The organism is Pseudomonas sp. PvP028 (assembly GCF_017832255.1).
Lineage (GTDB): Bacteria > Pseudomonadota > Gammaproteobacteria > Pseudomonadales > Pseudomonadaceae > Aquipseudomonas > Aquipseudomonas syringae.
This window is the reverse complement of sequence record NZ_JAFIBL010000001.1, coordinates 67,018-81,544: the sequence shown is the minus strand read 5'-3', so window position 1 is coordinate 81,544 and position 14,527 is coordinate 67,018. Positions and strand designations below refer to the sequence as shown.

Sequence of the window (14,527 nt, the reverse complement as noted above, 5' to 3'; positions counted from 1 at the left end):
ACAATGTCAAATATTGCAATCAACTCCGGAGCCCACGATCACGGTCACGACCATGATCATGGGCATGACGATCACCACGACAGCGGTGGCATGACGGTCTACGGCTTCTGGCTGTACCTGATGACCGACTGCGTGTTGTTCGCCTCGTTCTTCGCGGTGTACGCCGTGATGGTCAACAGCGTCGCGGGCGGCCCGTCGGGCCAGGACATCTTCCTGCTGCCATTCGTGGCTGTGGAAACCGCGTTCCTGTTGGTCAGTAGTATCACTTACGGCTTCGCCATGCTGGCACTGTACAAGGGCAATAAAAGCCAGGTACTGGGCTGGCTGGCACTGACCTTCCTGTGTGGTGCTGCGTTTATCGGTATGGAAGTCTATGAGTTCCATCACCTGATCGAAGAGGGCTTCGGTCCTAGCCGCAGCGGCTTCCTGTCAGCGTTCTTCGCGCTGGTAGGTCTGCACGGCGTGCACGTGACCAGCGGCCTGATCTGGATGGCGATCATGATGTTCCAGGTCCAGAAAAAGGGCCTGACCAACACCAACAAGACGCGCCTGAGCTGCCTGAGCCTGTTCTGGCACTTCCTGGACGTTGTCTGGATCGGCGTGTTCACCGTTGTCTATCTGATGGGAGCTTTGTAATGTCGAATTCGCATCACTCCGCTGAAGACAATAGTCACGGCTCAGTGAAGTCGTACATCATCGGTTTCGTACTGTCGATCATCCTGACCGCCATTCCGTTTGCCCTGGTGATGTCACCTTCGCTGCCGAAGGACATGACGATCGCAATCGTTCTGGTCTTCGCGATCATCCAGATTCTGGTGCACCTGCATTACTTCCTGCATCTGGACTTCACAAGCGTGCAGCGTAACAACGTGATGGCCTTCGCCTTTACCACGATGGTTATCGTCCTGCTGGTCGGCTTGTCGCTGTGGATCATCTTCAGCGTCCACCGCGAAATGATGGCGCATTGAGGAATACCAGATGTCACTGAAGCACTTTATCCAAATCACCAAGCCGGGGATCATTTTCGGTAACGTGCTTTCGGTGGCAGGTGGCTTTTTTCTGGCTTCCAAGGGAAATATCGATTTCGGCGTGTTCCTTGCGGCGGTCATCGGTACTTCCCTGGTCGTTGCGTCCGGTTGTGTGTTCAATAACTGCATCGATCGCGATATCGACCAGCGAATGGAAAGAACCCGTAACCGGGTTCTGGTGCAGGGCCTGGTTTCTCTGAAACTGGCGCTGCTCTACGCAACCCTGCTCGGTATTGCAGGCGTTGGCCTGCTGTACACCGAGGCCAATCCGTTGGCCGCACTGTTTGCAGTGATCGGGTTCGTGATCTACGTCGGCCTTTACAGCCTGTACCTGAAACGCAGATCCGTTCACGGCACGCTGGTGGGCAGTCTCTCGGGGGCCATGCCGCCGGTGATTGGCTACTGCGCAGTGAGCAACAGCTTCGACTTTGCGGCACTCACGCTACTGGTGATGTTCAGCCTGTGGCAGATGCCGCATTCGTATGCGATCGCCATCTTCCGCTTCAATGATTACCGTGCTGCGAAGATTCCGGTTCTGCCGGTCAAGCGCGGCATTCTGGTTACCAAGCGCCACATCATGCTCTACATCCTGGCGTTCCTCGTAGCGACCCTGATGTTGACCGTGGGTGGCTATGCGGGCCTCAACTACCTGGCTGTTGCAGCGGGTATGGGTATGTACTGGCTGTACATGGCCTGGAAGGGCTACAAGGCCGTTGACGATACTGTCTGGGCTCGCAAGCTGTTCGTGTTTTCGATCTTCACCATCACTGCCTTGAGCGTGATGATGTCGGTCGACTTTCAGGTGACAAAAGAATTGCTGGTGACTTACGCTTTCTGATTCCACTTGATGCGCAACATGAAAACCCCGTTCTGCGAAGAACGGGGTTTTTTTTTGAGTGCCGATCTACACTGAATGAAAGACAGGGCATGTCGGCAGTTTTTCCGCGGCTATAAATGCCTGTTCACAGGACGTTTTTGACCTTTCATGGAAAATCAGGAGCGCTTGCCGCATGATGTGCCGTTTTCAAGCGACCTGTTACAGATATTCGGTTTCCGAGCCCGTCAGGGCTGATCATGATTATGGCTGCTACCCATGATGTCTTCAGAAAGTCAGAACCCCACGCCCAGCCCTTTGGTTTCCATCGTTGCCCCTTGCTACAACGCCGAGCGATTTCTCGAGGTCGCGATTCAGAGTATTTTTGCTCAGGACTACGAGAATTTCGAGGTGATCGTCGTTGACGATGGCTCGACCGACAACAGCATCGCGATGCTGGAGTCCCTGCAGCAACGCTATCCTTTCCAGCTCTATCGCCAGGCCAATCAGGGCGTCAGTGCTGCCCTCAACCATGGTCTGCGTTACGCCAAAGGCGTGTACCTCTCTACGCCGGATCTGGATGACATCATGCTTCCCTCATCGGTGCGGATTCGTGCCGAGTATCTGGACAATCATCCCGCGGTAGGCTGTGTCGGCGCACTGGTCAGCTACATGGATGGCGACGGCAAGGAAATCAAACGTCAGTCCCGCGATCACATCGAGCGGCTGACGTTCGATGACATATTGCGCGGAGCGGTGGTCGTTGGCGCGCCGGTCGCTCTGTACCGCATGAAGGCCATTAAGGATGCGAACGGCTATGACCCGCAGATAAGGGTGCAGGATTTTCAGGCAACACTGAAAATCGCTCATCTGGGCTATGAAATTCATGTGCTCCCCGAGATCGTCACGCGCTATCGACGTCACCCGAACAACCTTTCGCGCAAGTACAAGGTGTTGCTTGAGGCTGACCTGAAAAGCATCGAGCCCTATCGGGATCATCGCGAATACCAGAGCGGTCGTACTCAGGCCATCAACAAAGCCTTGAAATATGCCGCGGTCGCGGACAAGCGGTATGCCTGGGGGCTTTTGTTTTCCATCCCATGGAGGCAGATCAACAGAACGACCTTGCGGCGCTGCAAGCGTTTACTCCTGAGCTATCGGTAAGTCCTGCCTGACTGTCCAAAAAAATGTGATTGAAGATATGAAATTTATCGAGCTGTTGAAAAATAGAAAAATACGCAAGCAGTTGCGCAAGATGGACAAGCTGGACAGGCACGCCGAAAAAATCAGATTGAAATACCCGCGTGCGGTCGTTGGCGTGGGGACTTACGGCATTCCGGATATTGTCGACTTTGGTGACGATTCGGTGTTCAGGGTCGGTGCTTATACCTCCATTGCCGGGGGTGTGAAAATTCTACTGGGCGGTGAGCATCGCACGGACTGGATTACAACGTACCCGTTCCCGGCGATGGTCGCGCAAGTCGCGGATATTCAGGATTACGCGCCGAGCAAGGGCGATGTGGTGATCGGCAGCGACTGCTGGATTTGCGCCAATGCAACCATTGTGTCGGGTGTCACCATCGGCCATGGCGCCATTGTCGCGGCAGGTGCGATGGTCGTTCGGGACGTGGCTCCCTATTCGGTGGTGGGAGGCAACCCCTGCAAATTCATCCGTTGGCGATTCGACGAAGACATTCGCCAGTTGCTGCTTCAGGCGGCCTGGTGGGACTGGCCTGTCGAAGAGGTCAAGTCCGTTGCACGAACGTTGTGCAGCTCGGATATGGACACGTTTATCGACTATATCCGCGAGCGCCAGGTAGCGCCTCCGCTCCCGGTCGGGTGAGCTCTGGACTCATGAGGCTCCTGCCCGCAAGCCTGCTTCAGAAATGCCATGTCGGTTTGCATTTATTTCGAGCCTCATGGCCCGAATGATCTGGCAGAATAAGGCATTGGCCTGACTCGACCAGGCAGTCGCTAAAATGATAGAGGGCGTTATGAGTCAAGAAAGCATCAACTGGGACACTCTGGGTTTTGATTACATCAAGACCGACAAGCGCTACCTTTCTCATTGGCGCGACGGTGCCTGGGATCAGGGCTCGCTGACCGAGGACAACACGCTGCATATCAGCGAAGGGTCGACCGCGCTGCATTATGGTCAGCAGTGCTTCGAGGGCCTCAAGGCTTACCGCTGCAAGGATGGCTCGATCAATCTGTTCCGTCCCGATCAGAACGCTCAGCGCATGCAGCGCAGCTGCTCCCGCCTGTTGATGCCCCACGTCCCGACCGATGTATTCATTGAAGCCTGCAAACAGGTGGTCAAGGCCAACGAACGTTTCATTCCGCCTTACGGGTCCGGCGGCGCGTTGTACCTGCGCCCGTTCGTCATCGGTGTGGGTGACAACATCGGCGTGCGCACGGCGCCTGAGTTCATCTTCTCGATTTTCTGCATTCCGGTGGGCGCCTATTTCAAAGGTGGCCTGAAGCCGAACAATTTCGTCATCTCCGGCTACGACCGCGCTGCGCCCAACGGCACAGGCGCGGCCAAGGTCGGCGGTAACTATGCTGCCAGCCTGATGCCCGGTTCTGAAGCCAAGAAGCACAGCTTTGCAGATTGCATCTATCTCGATCCGCAGACCCACTCCAAGATCGAGGAAGTGGGTTCGGCCAACTTCTTTGCCATCACCAAGGACGATGTGTTTCTGACGCCCAAGTCGCCATCGGTGCTGCCGGGGATCACCCGCCTGTCGTTGATCGAACTGGCGAAATCCCGTCTGGGCCTGACGGTCGAAGAGGGTGATGTGTTCATCGACCAGCTCGGCGAGTTCAAGGAAGCGGGCGCATGCGGCACGGCTGCTGTCATTACTCCGATCGGCGGGATTTCCTACAAGGACAACCTGCACGTGTTCTACAGCCAGACCGAAGTCGGTCCTGTCACTCAGCGCCTGTACAAGGAACTGACCGGCGTTCAGTCCGGTGACATCGAGGCGCCAGCCGGCTGGATCGTCAAGGTCTGATGAGCTGACCCGGATCGTTCCAGCGTCGAACGCTGGAACGATCCTCGGCCCAATGCTCAGGCTTCAGGTGTTTTCCCTTCCTCAAGCGGCTCCTTCGCCGGCCCCAGCACGATCGCCAGATGCCGCAAGTCGTCGACCTCCAGGCCATAGCTTTTGCCTGACGGGCTCTGTGTGACCGTTCCCAGCGCATACACCGTGAAAAACTTCACGTCCTCCGCATGGCTCAGCAGCTCACTGATGTAGCGGCTGGAGCGATAGGCCTGCATCTGCGCGGGCGATACGTAGAGCGTCACCAGTTTGCCGTCCAGACGGTCGAAGAACCTGAACTTGAAACCCAGCCCGTACCGCTGCTCCACCAGACCGCCTCCGAACAGCACCCGGCCGTTATCGCCTGATTGCGCGTATTTGATATGGCGAAAATACGAGCGCAACGAAACCTCGCCCTGCCCCGGAATTTTCAGCTTCAGCAGCTTGAAGTCTTCCAGTGACAGCTCGGCCTTGGCCTGCCGATAGCTGTCCACCAGCCGCTCAAGATTGTTGGTGCGGGTTTCGCTGTAGCGAGCAGTTGGTGGCTTGGCTGGTTCTGTGACTGGAAGCGTTGCAGCAGGGCGCTGGGCGCCAGCATCGGGTTTTTCCGGGCCGGACGTGTCCTTGGTCGGCGCCTTGATGACCGGGTCGAAGATATCGATGTAGTCGTCCAGCTTGCGTTTGGCCTTGCGCAAGCGTGTCTGTACATCGGTTTCTTCGACCGGATCGTTCGATTCTTCCTCTGCTTCTGCGCGCTCATCCACCCATTCGCAGCCCGAGTGATGGTCGTAATGCGGGTTGGCGCGAAAGTGCGCGGCGACGAAGGTTGGGTTGTCCTGTGGCTTCACGTCATAGCGAACCCCGGTAACCTTCGCCCCCATTGTCCTGCACGCCTCGGTCGAGCAGAGAAACTCGAAGCGTGCGCGTGGCGGCTCCTGAGAGAAGTATTCGCGTCGGGCAGCGGCGATCGACAGCTCCTGCTGCAGTTCGACACAGTACGCACGGGTGATGGGTTTGCTGGGCTTCATGCTCGTTTGGCTGCCTTCCAGTGAGAGTTGCCGTAACACGCTATTTCACCCGGACACGCCTTGCAACCATTGCACAGCAGGACGTCGAAGGCAGTGCCCGGCAACACCGCTTCATACTCACTCGGCGGGCACTGCCAGCCATTCTCCCAGCGCCTGCTGATACTCGCCGGTGGCCTTGCTCAGGTGCAGCCATTGGTCCACGTAGCCTTTCCAGGTCACATCATCGCGTGGCAACAGGTAGGCCTTTTCGCCGTATTGCATGTACCGGGTCGGATTGACCGCACACAGGCCGGGCATGCGTTTCTGCTGGTAGAGCGCTTCGGAAGCATCGGTGATCATCACGTCAGCTTTCTTGTCCAGCAGCTCCTGGAAGATGGTCTTGTTGTCGTGAAATGCAAGGGACGCCTTTGGCAGATGAGCGCGAGCGAAGGCTTCATTGGTGCCACCGGCGGGTTCGATCAAACGCACAGAGGGCTGGTTGATCTGCTCGACAGTCTGATACAGGGCCTGATCGGCGCAGCGCACCAGCGGGATTTTGCCATCGACGTCCAGCGTGTTGCTGAAAAACGCTTTTTTCTGGCGTTCCAGACTCACCGAGATGCCGCCCATACCGATGTCGCATTTACCGGCGACCATGTCCGGCATCAGGTTTTTCCACGTCGTGGGCACCCACTGCACATTCACCCCCAGGCTCTTGGCCAGTGAACGGGCCATGGTGATATCAATGCCTTCGTACTCACCGTCTTCGCGCAGCAGGGTATAGGGCTTGTAGTCGCCAGTGGTGCAGACAGCCAACTGGCCAGTTTGCAGCACCTTGTCCAGATGCGAGGTGTAGTCCTGAGCCTGAGCCATGCCTGTGATGCCCAGCAGCAGGGCGGTCAGGGCGCTGTATTTAAGATTCATCATGAGTCTGGATGCTCTCAGCGGTGCGGTCGATTTTATTGGAGTCGACAGATTGCTTCATTTGTCACGTCGATGTGAAGCTGTAATCAAAACATGCCGTTGGCCGGAGGAGGGTAAATCAGGGGTTGAACATTTCGTAAAAAAGCGTAATGTTGTGCCCCATGATTCTTGAGCAAATCAAAGCGGTCGGCAATGACACTCGCATGTTGATCATGGAGTGGCTGAAAAACCCGCAAGCCCATTTCCCTCCCCAGGACCACGGTGATCCGGCGATAGGCGTGTGCGTGTCGCACATTCAGGCCAAGGCCAACCTGTCGGCTTCTACCGCGTCTGCGCATCTGGCCATCCTGCAACGTGCCGGGCTGGTTCAGGCAACGAGGATTGGCAAGTGGACCTATTTTCGCCGTGATGAGCAGGCCATCGACCGGTTTGCCGACAGGCTCAAGAAAGAACTCTAGGCTTTGAGCGTTATTTACACATTTCGTCATTTTGCGTAATGTTGAATTGATAGGAGATTGACCATGAGCAATACAACCATCTACGTGCAGGCTGGCGGCGGCTACGATCAGGTCAGCGTTGGCGAAAGCGAAGTGCTTGCACCTAAAGCCGGTGAGATCACTGTGCGTCTGCACGCCAACTCGCTCAACTATCACGACTTCGCGGTCGTCACCGGCATGTGGGCACCGACGGAAAAACGCATTCCCATGGCCGATGGTGCAGGCGTCGTCACCGCAGTAGGCGAGGGCGTCAGCGAGTTCGCGGTTGGCGACTCCGTGGTCAGCACGTTCTTCCCGGAATGGATCAGCGGCGAGCCACTGGTTGAAGGTTTTGTCACGGTGCCGGGTGATGGCGTCGACGGTTATGCCCGCGAGCAGGTCACTGCCCGTGCCACCTCGTTCACCCTTGCGCCAAAGGGCTACAGCCATGCCGAAGCGTCCACGCTGACCACCGCTGGCCTGACCGCGTGGCGTGCGCTGATGGTCGATGACGCGTTGAAAGCCGGCGATACTGTCCTGGTGCAGGGCACTGGCGGTGTATCGATTTTCGCGTTGCAGTTCGCCAAGATGGTCGGTGCGACCGTTATCGCCACGTCGTCGAGTGATGAAAAACTGGAGCGTCTGCAAGCCATGGGCGCCGACCACCTGATCAACTACCGCAAGGACAGCAACTGGGGCGAGACTGCCCGCAAGCTGACCGGCGGCCGTGGTGTGGATCACATCATCGATGTGGGCGGTCCATCGACCCTGCAGCATTCCATGAATGCGGCACGGGTCGCTGGCCACATCTCGGTCATCGGCATTCTGAGCGGTGTTGCCGGTCAACTGGAGTTCGTGCCGGCGCTGGTCAAACAACTGCGCATGCAGGGCGTGCTGGTCGGCAGTCGCACCCAGCAACAGGACATGATCCGCGCCATTGATGCCAACGGCATGCGTCCGGTCATGGACCGTTCCTTCCCGATGACCGACATCGTCGAAGCGTTCCGTTATCAGGAAACCAATCAGCATTTCGGCAAGATCTGCCTGGATATCTGATCCGCACCACTGTGCTGTTAACTGAGCACAGGTGAACAGCGCTGGCCTGCCGACCTTGGTGTCGGCAGGCCAGTCGTGATGTTTTGCATTACTTTCCCCGGCGACCCCCGTTCATTTCCTTGCATCAAGTTCGCAGGTCTGTGGTCACATCCTCTGTGGCATGAAAGACGTTCGTGCTGTGCAGCCTCCGCGCTGCCTGGTGCCACGTTCAATTCGATTATCAGATCAGGGACGCATTGAAATTATGAAACCTCATCTTTTGCTAGGTCTGCTTGGCGTTTTCTCTTTCGGTGTTCAGGCTGCATCGCTGGACGTTCCGATCAATCTGGTCAGCGCTGATGGCGCGCCCAAACCTATCGGCAGCGTTACGGTGAGCGAAACGCAATACGGTTTGCTGTTCACTCCGAATCTGAAAGAGCTGCCTGCAGGCATCCACGGTTTTCATGTGCATGAAAACGGCAGTTGCGAAGCGGGTACCAAGGACGGCAAGAAGGTTGCAGCCCTCGCGGCTGGCGGTCACTTTGACCCGGCCAAGACCGGCAAGCATCTTGGGCCTTACGCCGATGGCCATCTAGGCGATCTGCCTGCGCTGTACGTGGCTGCTGACGGCACTGCGAGTTATCCGGTGCTTGCCCCACGCCTGAAGAAACTCTCGAAAGTCAAAGGCCACGCGCTGATGGTTCACGCCGGCGGCGACAACCATTCCGACCACCCCGCACCTCTCGGCGGTGGCGGTGATCGTGCTGCCTGCGGCGTGATCTGATGCCGCGTGCCTGCATCCGTTTCGGATGCAGGCACGCCAATGGTTACAGCTTTCTCGCGTGAGTGAGAAGGGCGCTACACCGTTCTCTCCACGACGCGGCGCAGAGCAATCACGCGTGCTTGAGCGCATCCCCATGATGCATCGCCGAATGACCGGTCTTGTCGCTTTTCACTTCGTACTGCGGATCGTCCTTTGAAGCGGGCCGATGTTTGCCCATGAACTCCACGTCCTGCACATGTACTTTGGTGACTTTGCCATGCACCTGGCCTGCCTCGGAGTTCCAGTGTACGGCGTCGCCAACTTTGAATGCGGTGGTCATTGAGATGTCCTCGAGTGGAGAGCGACTGATCTGCGGCGTTCGCTCGGTACTGTTCGGAGTGTTCGGCGGGGGAAGAATTCACTGTGTTTGATCGGGTGGTTGGCCTTTATCTTGCTCATGTATCTGCAGTTCGTTAAGAAGGAAGTGCTGACATGATGAAGTGGCTTACAGGTGCCCAGATTGCTGATGATCAAACTCGGGTTGTGGCTGACGGCGTCTTGCAACACGGCCGCGCATTGTCCGAGGCGAAAGGGGGAATGGCTGATCCTATTGCCTGCATGATCATGGAGAACGATCTATTGATTGGCAGCGCCACAGGCCGAACCGAGTTCCAGCGGCTGTTTGTGAGTTACCTCTGGATCGATGCCGGGTCGCGCGGAAAAGGGCTCGGGGCGCAGACCCTGCACAGGCTTGAAGCGTTGGCCATCGAGCGAGGCTGTACTGACGCTCTGATCGAAACGCTGGATGACGATGTCGCCAGATGGTACGCGCGTTGCGGTTATGTGCCGATCGCATGCCTTCCACGCTACTGTGGCCACTGGAGCCGGCATACGCTGTTGAAGTCGTTCGGTGCACAGGAGCGCATGTGAAAGAAGTACGATGGGCGCTGCCATCGCCCGGCACACCGCCTGCTTGCCGCGAACTTCAATCTTCGCGCAACACCGCCAGCCTGCGCAGGATCTTCAGCACGTAGCCTTTTTCAATCATCGCGCCATGGTGTCCATCGCAAAAACGCTCGCCTCTGATGCAGTACGTCAGCAGCGTTTGCATATCAGCGAGGTTTGCCTGGGCGATATAGATGTCGTCATTGAGCATGTCCGCCGCGCCATGATTAAGGTAATCAATGTCACACCAGCAGTCTTTGGCCACCGCGCGATAAAACGCTTCGACTACCGGAAAGTAGTCTGGCCAATAGGTGTTTTCCTTGATGATATAACTCTTGATCGCCACGCCGTCTGGGTACAGCAGTGGCAGGTAGGAGAGTAACTGGTCAATATCGTCGGCCCCCGGCGAGGGTTCATCAGGCAAACGTGTTTCGCTTGAGGGATGTGGCAGAAATGTCCTGACCTGTCTTGGCGTATGTTCGGCCACATAAATATCAAACGCCCATACTTGCCCGGCCGTCAGTCGCTGGTCTTTGTAGTGCTGCACATATTCTTGATAGCGTTGAAACGCGTCCGATTGCGCGCCGTCGGCAAACAGCGAAGCAATAGCAGCGGATTGAGTCAGCCAATAAACATCCGGCGAGCTTTCGGCTTTTGACGTAACGATGTCGATTGCCGCTGACTGCAGCTCTCTGGCCAACTGCCGTCCTGTTTCACGGCATGACTCGTCCTGACTGGCTGGATCAGCCTGTTCCGTTTGCGCAACGTAGGCGTGGTAGCGGGCTCGCAGCGGTTCGTCCTGTTGCCTCAATGGGGGGCAGGCAGGCGGCTGCAGACGCAGTGGCTCCGGCTCTCTATAGACTGGCAGCCAAGCCAGATTTTCCTGCACGCGTGACATGGATTCTTGCTGATCGGCAGGCTGCGCAGGCGGCAACCGATCAGACTGCTGCCCCTTGGACTTTCGGTCGAAGCGCGCTTTCAGGCGCATCAGCAGCTTGATCATATGGGCACTCCAGTGCATCGCCTCGATTCAAAAGGGGATTCTCGCATCATTGCTCTTGGTGTAAGTTGAAATGCTTCCTGATCAAACGATCAGAAAAATTCGCGCTTTGCCTGCCAAGGAATGCCTTCAACCATGAACCTGTCACTCAAAAAACTGGCTGCTTCCACCTTGATACTCGCCAGTCTATCGTCGTTCACCAGTCTGGCAAACGCCACTGTCACTGCACAACAGAGCGCCGTTATCCTCAAGACATTCAATGATGCATCGGTAAAGGATTTCAGGCAGTTTCTGAACAATCTTGCCAGTGCTGATGTGGTTAAAACTGCCGATTTTGGCTCGGCCATCAGTGCCTTTCTCGACAACAAGCAACTTTCCGCAGCGCAACAAAACGACATTCATCGCTTGCTCGGTTTGTATACCCGCATGAAGTACGGCAGCGCGGCCACTGAAACCCTGCGTGAGCTAGTGGCTATTCCCACGGTTCGTGTCGACGGCGTTGCCCAGCATGAAAACCCGGCGTTCATAAAGATCGCCGACACGATCAAGCGCCTGGCCGAGGGCTTCAATCTGAAGTTTCGCAACGTCGATAACCGTGTGTATGAAGTCTCGCTCGATGGCGCTGGTGATGAAGTAGTTGGCATTCATGTGCATGCCGATGTTGTACCGGTCACGCCGGACAACTGGGTCTTGCCTGACGGCACTCGTCTGGACCCGTTCAAGGTGACGCTGATCGGTGATCGCATGTATGGACGCGGCACCGAGGACGACAAGAACGGTATTGTGGTTGCGCTCTATGCCATGAAAGTCATCAAGGAAGAAAAGCTGCCGCTGGCCAGAAACTTCAAGTTGCTGATCGATACCACGGAAGAAACGGCCGGCGACGCAATCCCTTACTATTTTGAGCGTAACCCGACGCCCGCCTACAACCTGGCGCTGGATGGCGGTTACCCGGTCGTGATTGCCGAAAAAGGTTACGGCACGGTCATGGCCAGCTTTGCCCGACGCGAGGCTGAAGGCGAGGGGGCCGAGATTGTTTCAATGACCGGGGGCATGGCCACCAATCAGATTCCGTCGAAGTCGGTCGCCACTCTACTGACTGACAAACCTGCCGAGCTGGCTGCAAGCTTGCAACAGGTCAGTGCCGAGTACGTGAAAAGCAATGGCGGTGACTTCGAGGTCGATGCCAGGGTCGACGGCAAGGACGTCAAGCTGACTGTGACCGGCGTGTCCGCGCACTCATCGGCACCCCAGTCCGGCGTCAACCCGGTCGCGAGGATGCTGGACTTCATTAACAGTCTGCAGGGCAAGGTTGCGCTTAAACACAACCAGATCACCGATGCTGCTCGCTATGCCGCCGACAACTGGGGACTCGATTACCTGGGAAGCAAGTTGGGCGTGGGGTTCTCCGACGACTTCATGGGGCCTCTCACAGCATCCTTGACGTACGTCGCAATGGATGAAAAGGCATTCAAACTAGCGGTCAATCTGCGTGTGCCGAAAGGCAAGTCCCCGCAGGAGCTCAAATCCGAAATCGCCGAAAAGCTCGCCGCCTGGAGTACGAAAACCGCTATCAGGCCAGTGTTCGACTATTCCATCGCCGAGCCGATGTACCGCAACCCCGAGGGTGAGTGGGTCAAGGCGCTGCTCGCTGTGGCCAGTGAAAATCTCGGTATGGAACACACCTTTGGCACGTCGGCTGGCGCTACGTCGGTCCATTCATTGCCCAACGGGGTGCAGTTCGGTTTGGCGAGACCCGAAGTCAAATACACCGGTCATACGGACAACGAGTTCAAGACCACCGGCCAGTTCTTGCTGGATCTGCAGATCGTCACTGAGATGATGGGGCGTATCGGACAACTGCCGAAGCTCTGACACGACGCCCGGGCCTGTCGAAATGACAGGCCCGGGTTCAATGCGCAGGCAAACGAGGCGGGCAACGAGTAAAACCGAGTCTTGGTCTAAGCGCATTCCACCCGGTTGCGGCCCAGGCGCTTGGCCTGATAAAGCGCCTTGTCTGCACGCTGAATGAGGCTGGCGGCCGTTTCCCCGGCGCTGAGTTCTGCAACGCCCAGAGAAATGGTCACCGATCCGGTTTCCGGAATCACCAGGCTTTCAACGCTTTTGCGAATGCGCTCCGCGAGTTCGGCCGCCTGTTTCAACGAGCTGTCGGGCACCAGGATCAGAAACTCTTCTCCTCCCCATCGAGCGGCGACGTCCAACAGGCGGATACGTTGTTTGAGGATGGCCGCAACGCTGGTGATTACGCTGTCCCCGGCAGGATGGCCGTACCGGTCATTGACCGCCTTGAAATGATCGATATCGCAGATGATCAGGCTGAACGGCTTGCCCGACATACTTACCGCAGGTATCTGTCGCTCAAGCGTATGCTCGGCTGAGCGACGGTTATCCAGCCCGGTCAGCGGATCGCTGTGAGCAATCTCCAGCAACTTTTGTTCGCGGCCCAGGCGTGTGGTCACATCCTGGCTGATGCTGACATAGTGGGTGACTGCGCCTTCAAGGTTACAGAGCGGCGAAATGCTGTGTTCCGCATAGAACAGCGAGCCGTCCTTGCGCTTGTTGATGAAGGTCGTGCGAAGCGGGGCGCCACTCTTCAGCGCTTCCTTGAATTGCACATAGAACGCCTCATCGTGTTTTCCAGAGCTCAGCATCCGCGGGTTTTCGCCGAGGATTTCGCTGCTGCTGTAGCCAGTGATCTGCTGAAAGGCTTCATTGGCAAACACGATGGTGGAATTGCAGTCGGTGATGATAATCGGATCAAGCGCAGCGTTCAGTGCCTGCGCCAGCAGGTGTTGCTCACGCTCGGCGCGGATGCGCGGGCTGATGTTCTGCTGCACAGAGACAAAGTTGCACACCGTACCTGCATCGTCGCGCACGGGAGAAATTTTCCACTCGACGATGTAAGGACTTCCGTCCGCGCGGTAATTGACCGTCGACCCTTCGAAAAAAAGACTTTCGCTCAGGCATTCGCGCATCCGCTCGATCACTTGAGGATCGGTGTCCGGGCCTTGCAGGATCCGTGGTGAGGCACCGATCAATGCCTCTGCCGTGTAGCCGGTCATGGAGCAGAAGGCCGGATTGACGTACACGATGAAGGGGCCGCCATTGGCCAGATTGGCGTCGGTGATCAATACGGCATTGAATGACTGTTCAACAACGGCTTCAAGCAAGGCAAGACGCTGGCTGGATGAGGTCATCTGATTTCCTGTCGAGTGATCCGTTAATTGATCGCGGCTCTGATCAGATAATGTGTGACGCAATGCCGGTTGGACAATGGATGCAGTAAGTTGGACCGCAGGCACCGAGCACTGGTTGCACAGGCACTATACCGCCATGAATAAACGGGTGCATGACGCCCATCACGACGGTATTCAGTACGCTGCGCAGAGCTTCCTGGATCAGTTACCAGGTCATTGGCAAGATTTTACAGGTAGAGACACATTACAAGACAGCATGCTCACGCTCAGGCTGCG

General features: G+C 56.8%; 16 protein-coding genes. 11 read left to right on the top strand and 5 right to left on the bottom strand.

Going from position 1 to position 14,527, the window contains the following annotated elements; translation table 11 throughout:
* The first annotated feature begins 3 nt into the window (after positions 1-3).
* From JOE34_RS00370 to JOE34_RS00345, 6 genes are all read left to right on the top strand, one after another.
* On the top strand, positions 4-636 hold the full coding sequence (locus tag JOE34_RS00370) for a cytochrome o ubiquinol oxidase subunit III (protein ID WP_003421830.1): 633 nt from the start codon (positions 4-6) through the stop codon (positions 634-636).
* A complete protein-coding gene (cyoD, locus tag JOE34_RS00365; RefSeq protein ID WP_002552345.1) occupies positions 636-968 on the top strand; it encodes a cytochrome o ubiquinol oxidase subunit IV in 333 nt (110 codons plus the stop codon). The genes JOE34_RS00370 and cyoD overlap by 1 nt, the downstream gene beginning before the upstream one ends.
* A gap of 10 nt (positions 969-978) precedes the next feature.
* On the top strand, positions 979-1,866 hold the full coding sequence (cyoE, locus tag JOE34_RS00360; RefSeq protein ID WP_003314082.1) for a heme o synthase: 888 nt from the start codon (positions 979-981) through the stop codon (positions 1,864-1,866).
* 255 nt (positions 1,867-2,121) lie between these two features.
* Positions 2,122-3,006 carry a glycosyltransferase family 2 protein gene (locus JOE34_RS00355; protein WP_003341880.1) on the top strand — a complete coding sequence of 295 codons (885 nt, stop codon included), beginning with the start codon at positions 2,122-2,124 and terminating at the stop codon, positions 3,004-3,006.
* A gap of 37 nt (positions 3,007-3,043) precedes the next feature.
* A complete protein-coding gene (locus JOE34_RS00350; RefSeq protein ID WP_046266768.1) occupies positions 3,044-3,685 on the top strand; it encodes a CatB-related O-acetyltransferase in 642 nt (213 codons plus the stop codon).
* Between the two features lie 151 nt (positions 3,686-3,836).
* Positions 3,837-4,856 (top strand): branched-chain amino acid aminotransferase, encoded by a 1,020-nt coding sequence (locus tag JOE34_RS00345; protein WP_003314085.1) that lies wholly within the window; start codon positions 3,837-3,839, stop codon positions 4,854-4,856.
* 56 nt (positions 4,857-4,912) lie between these two features.
* Here JOE34_RS00345 and JOE34_RS00340 read toward each other — a convergent pair whose 3' ends face one another.
* Together JOE34_RS00340 and JOE34_RS00335 are read right to left on the bottom strand one after the other, a co-directional pair.
* Complete coding sequence (locus JOE34_RS00340) at positions 4,913-5,911, bottom strand: hypothetical protein (RefSeq protein WP_046266767.1); 999 nt, start codon at positions 5,909-5,911, stop codon at positions 4,913-4,915.
* Between the two features lie 117 nt (positions 5,912-6,028).
* Entirely contained in the window at positions 6,029-6,817 is a 789-nt protein-coding gene (locus tag JOE34_RS00335) for a transporter substrate-binding domain-containing protein (RefSeq protein ID WP_046266766.1), read from the bottom strand.
* Positions 6,818-6,963: 146 nt separating this feature from the next.
* Here JOE34_RS00335 and JOE34_RS00330 point away from each other — a divergent pair, with 146 nt between their 5' ends.
* From JOE34_RS00330 to sodC, 3 genes are all read left to right on the top strand, one after another.
* The gene (locus tag JOE34_RS00330; protein ID WP_017277782.1) at positions 6,964-7,272 is read left to right on the top strand and encodes a winged helix-turn-helix domain-containing protein; all 309 of its coding nucleotides are present in this window, start codon (positions 6,964-6,966) and stop codon (positions 7,270-7,272) included.
* 63 nt (positions 7,273-7,335) lie between these two features.
* On the top strand, positions 7,336-8,346 hold the full coding sequence (locus tag JOE34_RS00325; RefSeq protein WP_003365244.1) for an NAD(P)-dependent alcohol dehydrogenase: 1,011 nt from the start codon (positions 7,336-7,338) through the stop codon (positions 8,344-8,346).
* Between the two features lie 244 nt (positions 8,347-8,590).
* Positions 8,591-9,109: a superoxide dismutase family protein gene (gene sodC, locus JOE34_RS00320; protein ID WP_010424448.1), complete on the top strand. Its 519-nt coding sequence runs from the start codon at positions 8,591-8,593 to the stop codon at positions 9,107-9,109.
* Between the two features lie 109 nt (positions 9,110-9,218).
* Here the strand turns inward: sodC and JOE34_RS00315 are convergent, their stop codons facing one another.
* The gene (locus tag JOE34_RS00315; protein ID WP_003320186.1) at positions 9,219-9,428 is read right to left on the bottom strand and encodes an HVA1 family protein; all 210 of its coding nucleotides are present in this window, start codon (positions 9,426-9,428) and stop codon (positions 9,219-9,221) included.
* A gap of 152 nt (positions 9,429-9,580) precedes the next feature.
* Here JOE34_RS00315 and JOE34_RS00310 point away from each other — a divergent pair, with 152 nt between their 5' ends.
* Positions 9,581-10,018, top strand: coding sequence for a GNAT family N-acetyltransferase (locus tag JOE34_RS00310; RefSeq protein WP_209994925.1), 438 nt, complete (start codon positions 9,581-9,583; stop codon positions 10,016-10,018).
* Positions 10,019-10,073: 55 nt separating this feature from the next.
* Here the strand turns inward: JOE34_RS00310 and JOE34_RS00305 are convergent, their stop codons facing one another.
* A complete protein-coding gene (locus tag JOE34_RS00305) occupies positions 10,074-11,036 on the bottom strand; it encodes a DUF6508 domain-containing protein (RefSeq protein ID WP_024683265.1) in 963 nt (320 codons plus the stop codon).
* Positions 11,037-11,168: 132 nt separating this feature from the next.
* Here JOE34_RS00305 and JOE34_RS00300 point away from each other — a divergent pair, with 132 nt between their 5' ends.
* The gene (locus JOE34_RS00300; protein ID WP_004402981.1) at positions 11,169-12,908 is read left to right on the top strand and encodes a dipeptidase; all 1,740 of its coding nucleotides are present in this window, start codon (positions 11,169-11,171) and stop codon (positions 12,906-12,908) included.
* An 86-nt stretch (positions 12,909-12,994) separates the two neighbouring features.
* Here the strand turns inward: JOE34_RS00300 and JOE34_RS00295 are convergent, their stop codons facing one another.
* The gene (locus JOE34_RS00295; protein WP_024664452.1) at positions 12,995-14,251 is read right to left on the bottom strand and encodes a sensor domain-containing diguanylate cyclase; all 1,257 of its coding nucleotides are present in this window, start codon (positions 14,249-14,251) and stop codon (positions 12,995-12,997) included.
* Between the last annotated feature and the right edge of the window lie 276 nt (positions 14,252-14,527).

What these genes read in the sequence shown, in the direction of transcription:
- JOE34_RS00370 (WP_003421830.1), top strand. Translation starts at nt 4, where the DNA reads ATGTCAAATATTGCAATCAACTCCGGAGCCCACGATCACGGTCACGAC.
- cyoD (WP_002552345.1), top strand. Translation starts at nt 636, where the DNA reads ATGTCGAATTCGCATCACTCCGCTGAAGACAATAGTCACGGCTCAGTG.
- cyoE (WP_003314082.1), top strand. Translation starts at nt 979, where the DNA reads ATGTCACTGAAGCACTTTATCCAAATCACCAAGCCGGGGATCATTTTC.
- JOE34_RS00355 (WP_003341880.1), top strand. Translation starts at nt 2,122, where the DNA reads ATGATGTCTTCAGAAAGTCAGAACCCCACGCCCAGCCCTTTGGTTTCC.
- JOE34_RS00350 (WP_046266768.1), top strand. Translation starts at nt 3,044, where the DNA reads ATGAAATTTATCGAGCTGTTGAAAAATAGAAAAATACGCAAGCAGTTG.
- JOE34_RS00345 (WP_003314085.1), top strand. Translation starts at nt 3,837, where the DNA reads ATGAGTCAAGAAAGCATCAACTGGGACACTCTGGGTTTTGATTACATC.
- JOE34_RS00340 (WP_046266767.1), bottom strand. Translation starts at nt 5,911, where the DNA reads ATGAAGCCCAGCAAACCCATCACCCGTGCGTACTGTGTCGAACTGCAG.
- JOE34_RS00335 (WP_046266766.1), bottom strand. Translation starts at nt 6,817, where the DNA reads ATGATGAATCTTAAATACAGCGCCCTGACCGCCCTGCTGCTGGGCATC.
- JOE34_RS00330 (WP_017277782.1), top strand. Translation starts at nt 6,964, where the DNA reads ATGTTGTGCCCCATGATTCTTGAGCAAATCAAAGCGGTCGGCAATGAC.
- JOE34_RS00325 (WP_003365244.1), top strand. Translation starts at nt 7,336, where the DNA reads ATGAGCAATACAACCATCTACGTGCAGGCTGGCGGCGGCTACGATCAG.
- sodC (WP_010424448.1), top strand. Translation starts at nt 8,591, where the DNA reads ATGAAACCTCATCTTTTGCTAGGTCTGCTTGGCGTTTTCTCTTTCGGT.
- JOE34_RS00315 (WP_003320186.1), bottom strand. Translation starts at nt 9,428, where the DNA reads ATGACCACCGCATTCAAAGTTGGCGACGCCGTACACTGGAACTCCGAG.
- JOE34_RS00310 (WP_209994925.1), top strand. Translation starts at nt 9,581, where the DNA reads ATGATGAAGTGGCTTACAGGTGCCCAGATTGCTGATGATCAAACTCGG.
- JOE34_RS00305 (WP_024683265.1), bottom strand. Translation starts at nt 11,036, where the DNA reads ATGATCAAGCTGCTGATGCGCCTGAAAGCGCGCTTCGACCGAAAGTCC.
- JOE34_RS00300 (WP_004402981.1), top strand. Translation starts at nt 11,169, where the DNA reads ATGAACCTGTCACTCAAAAAACTGGCTGCTTCCACCTTGATACTCGCC.
- JOE34_RS00295 (WP_024664452.1), bottom strand. Translation starts at nt 14,251, where the DNA reads ATGACCTCATCCAGCCAGCGTCTTGCCTTGCTTGAAGCCGTTGTTGAA.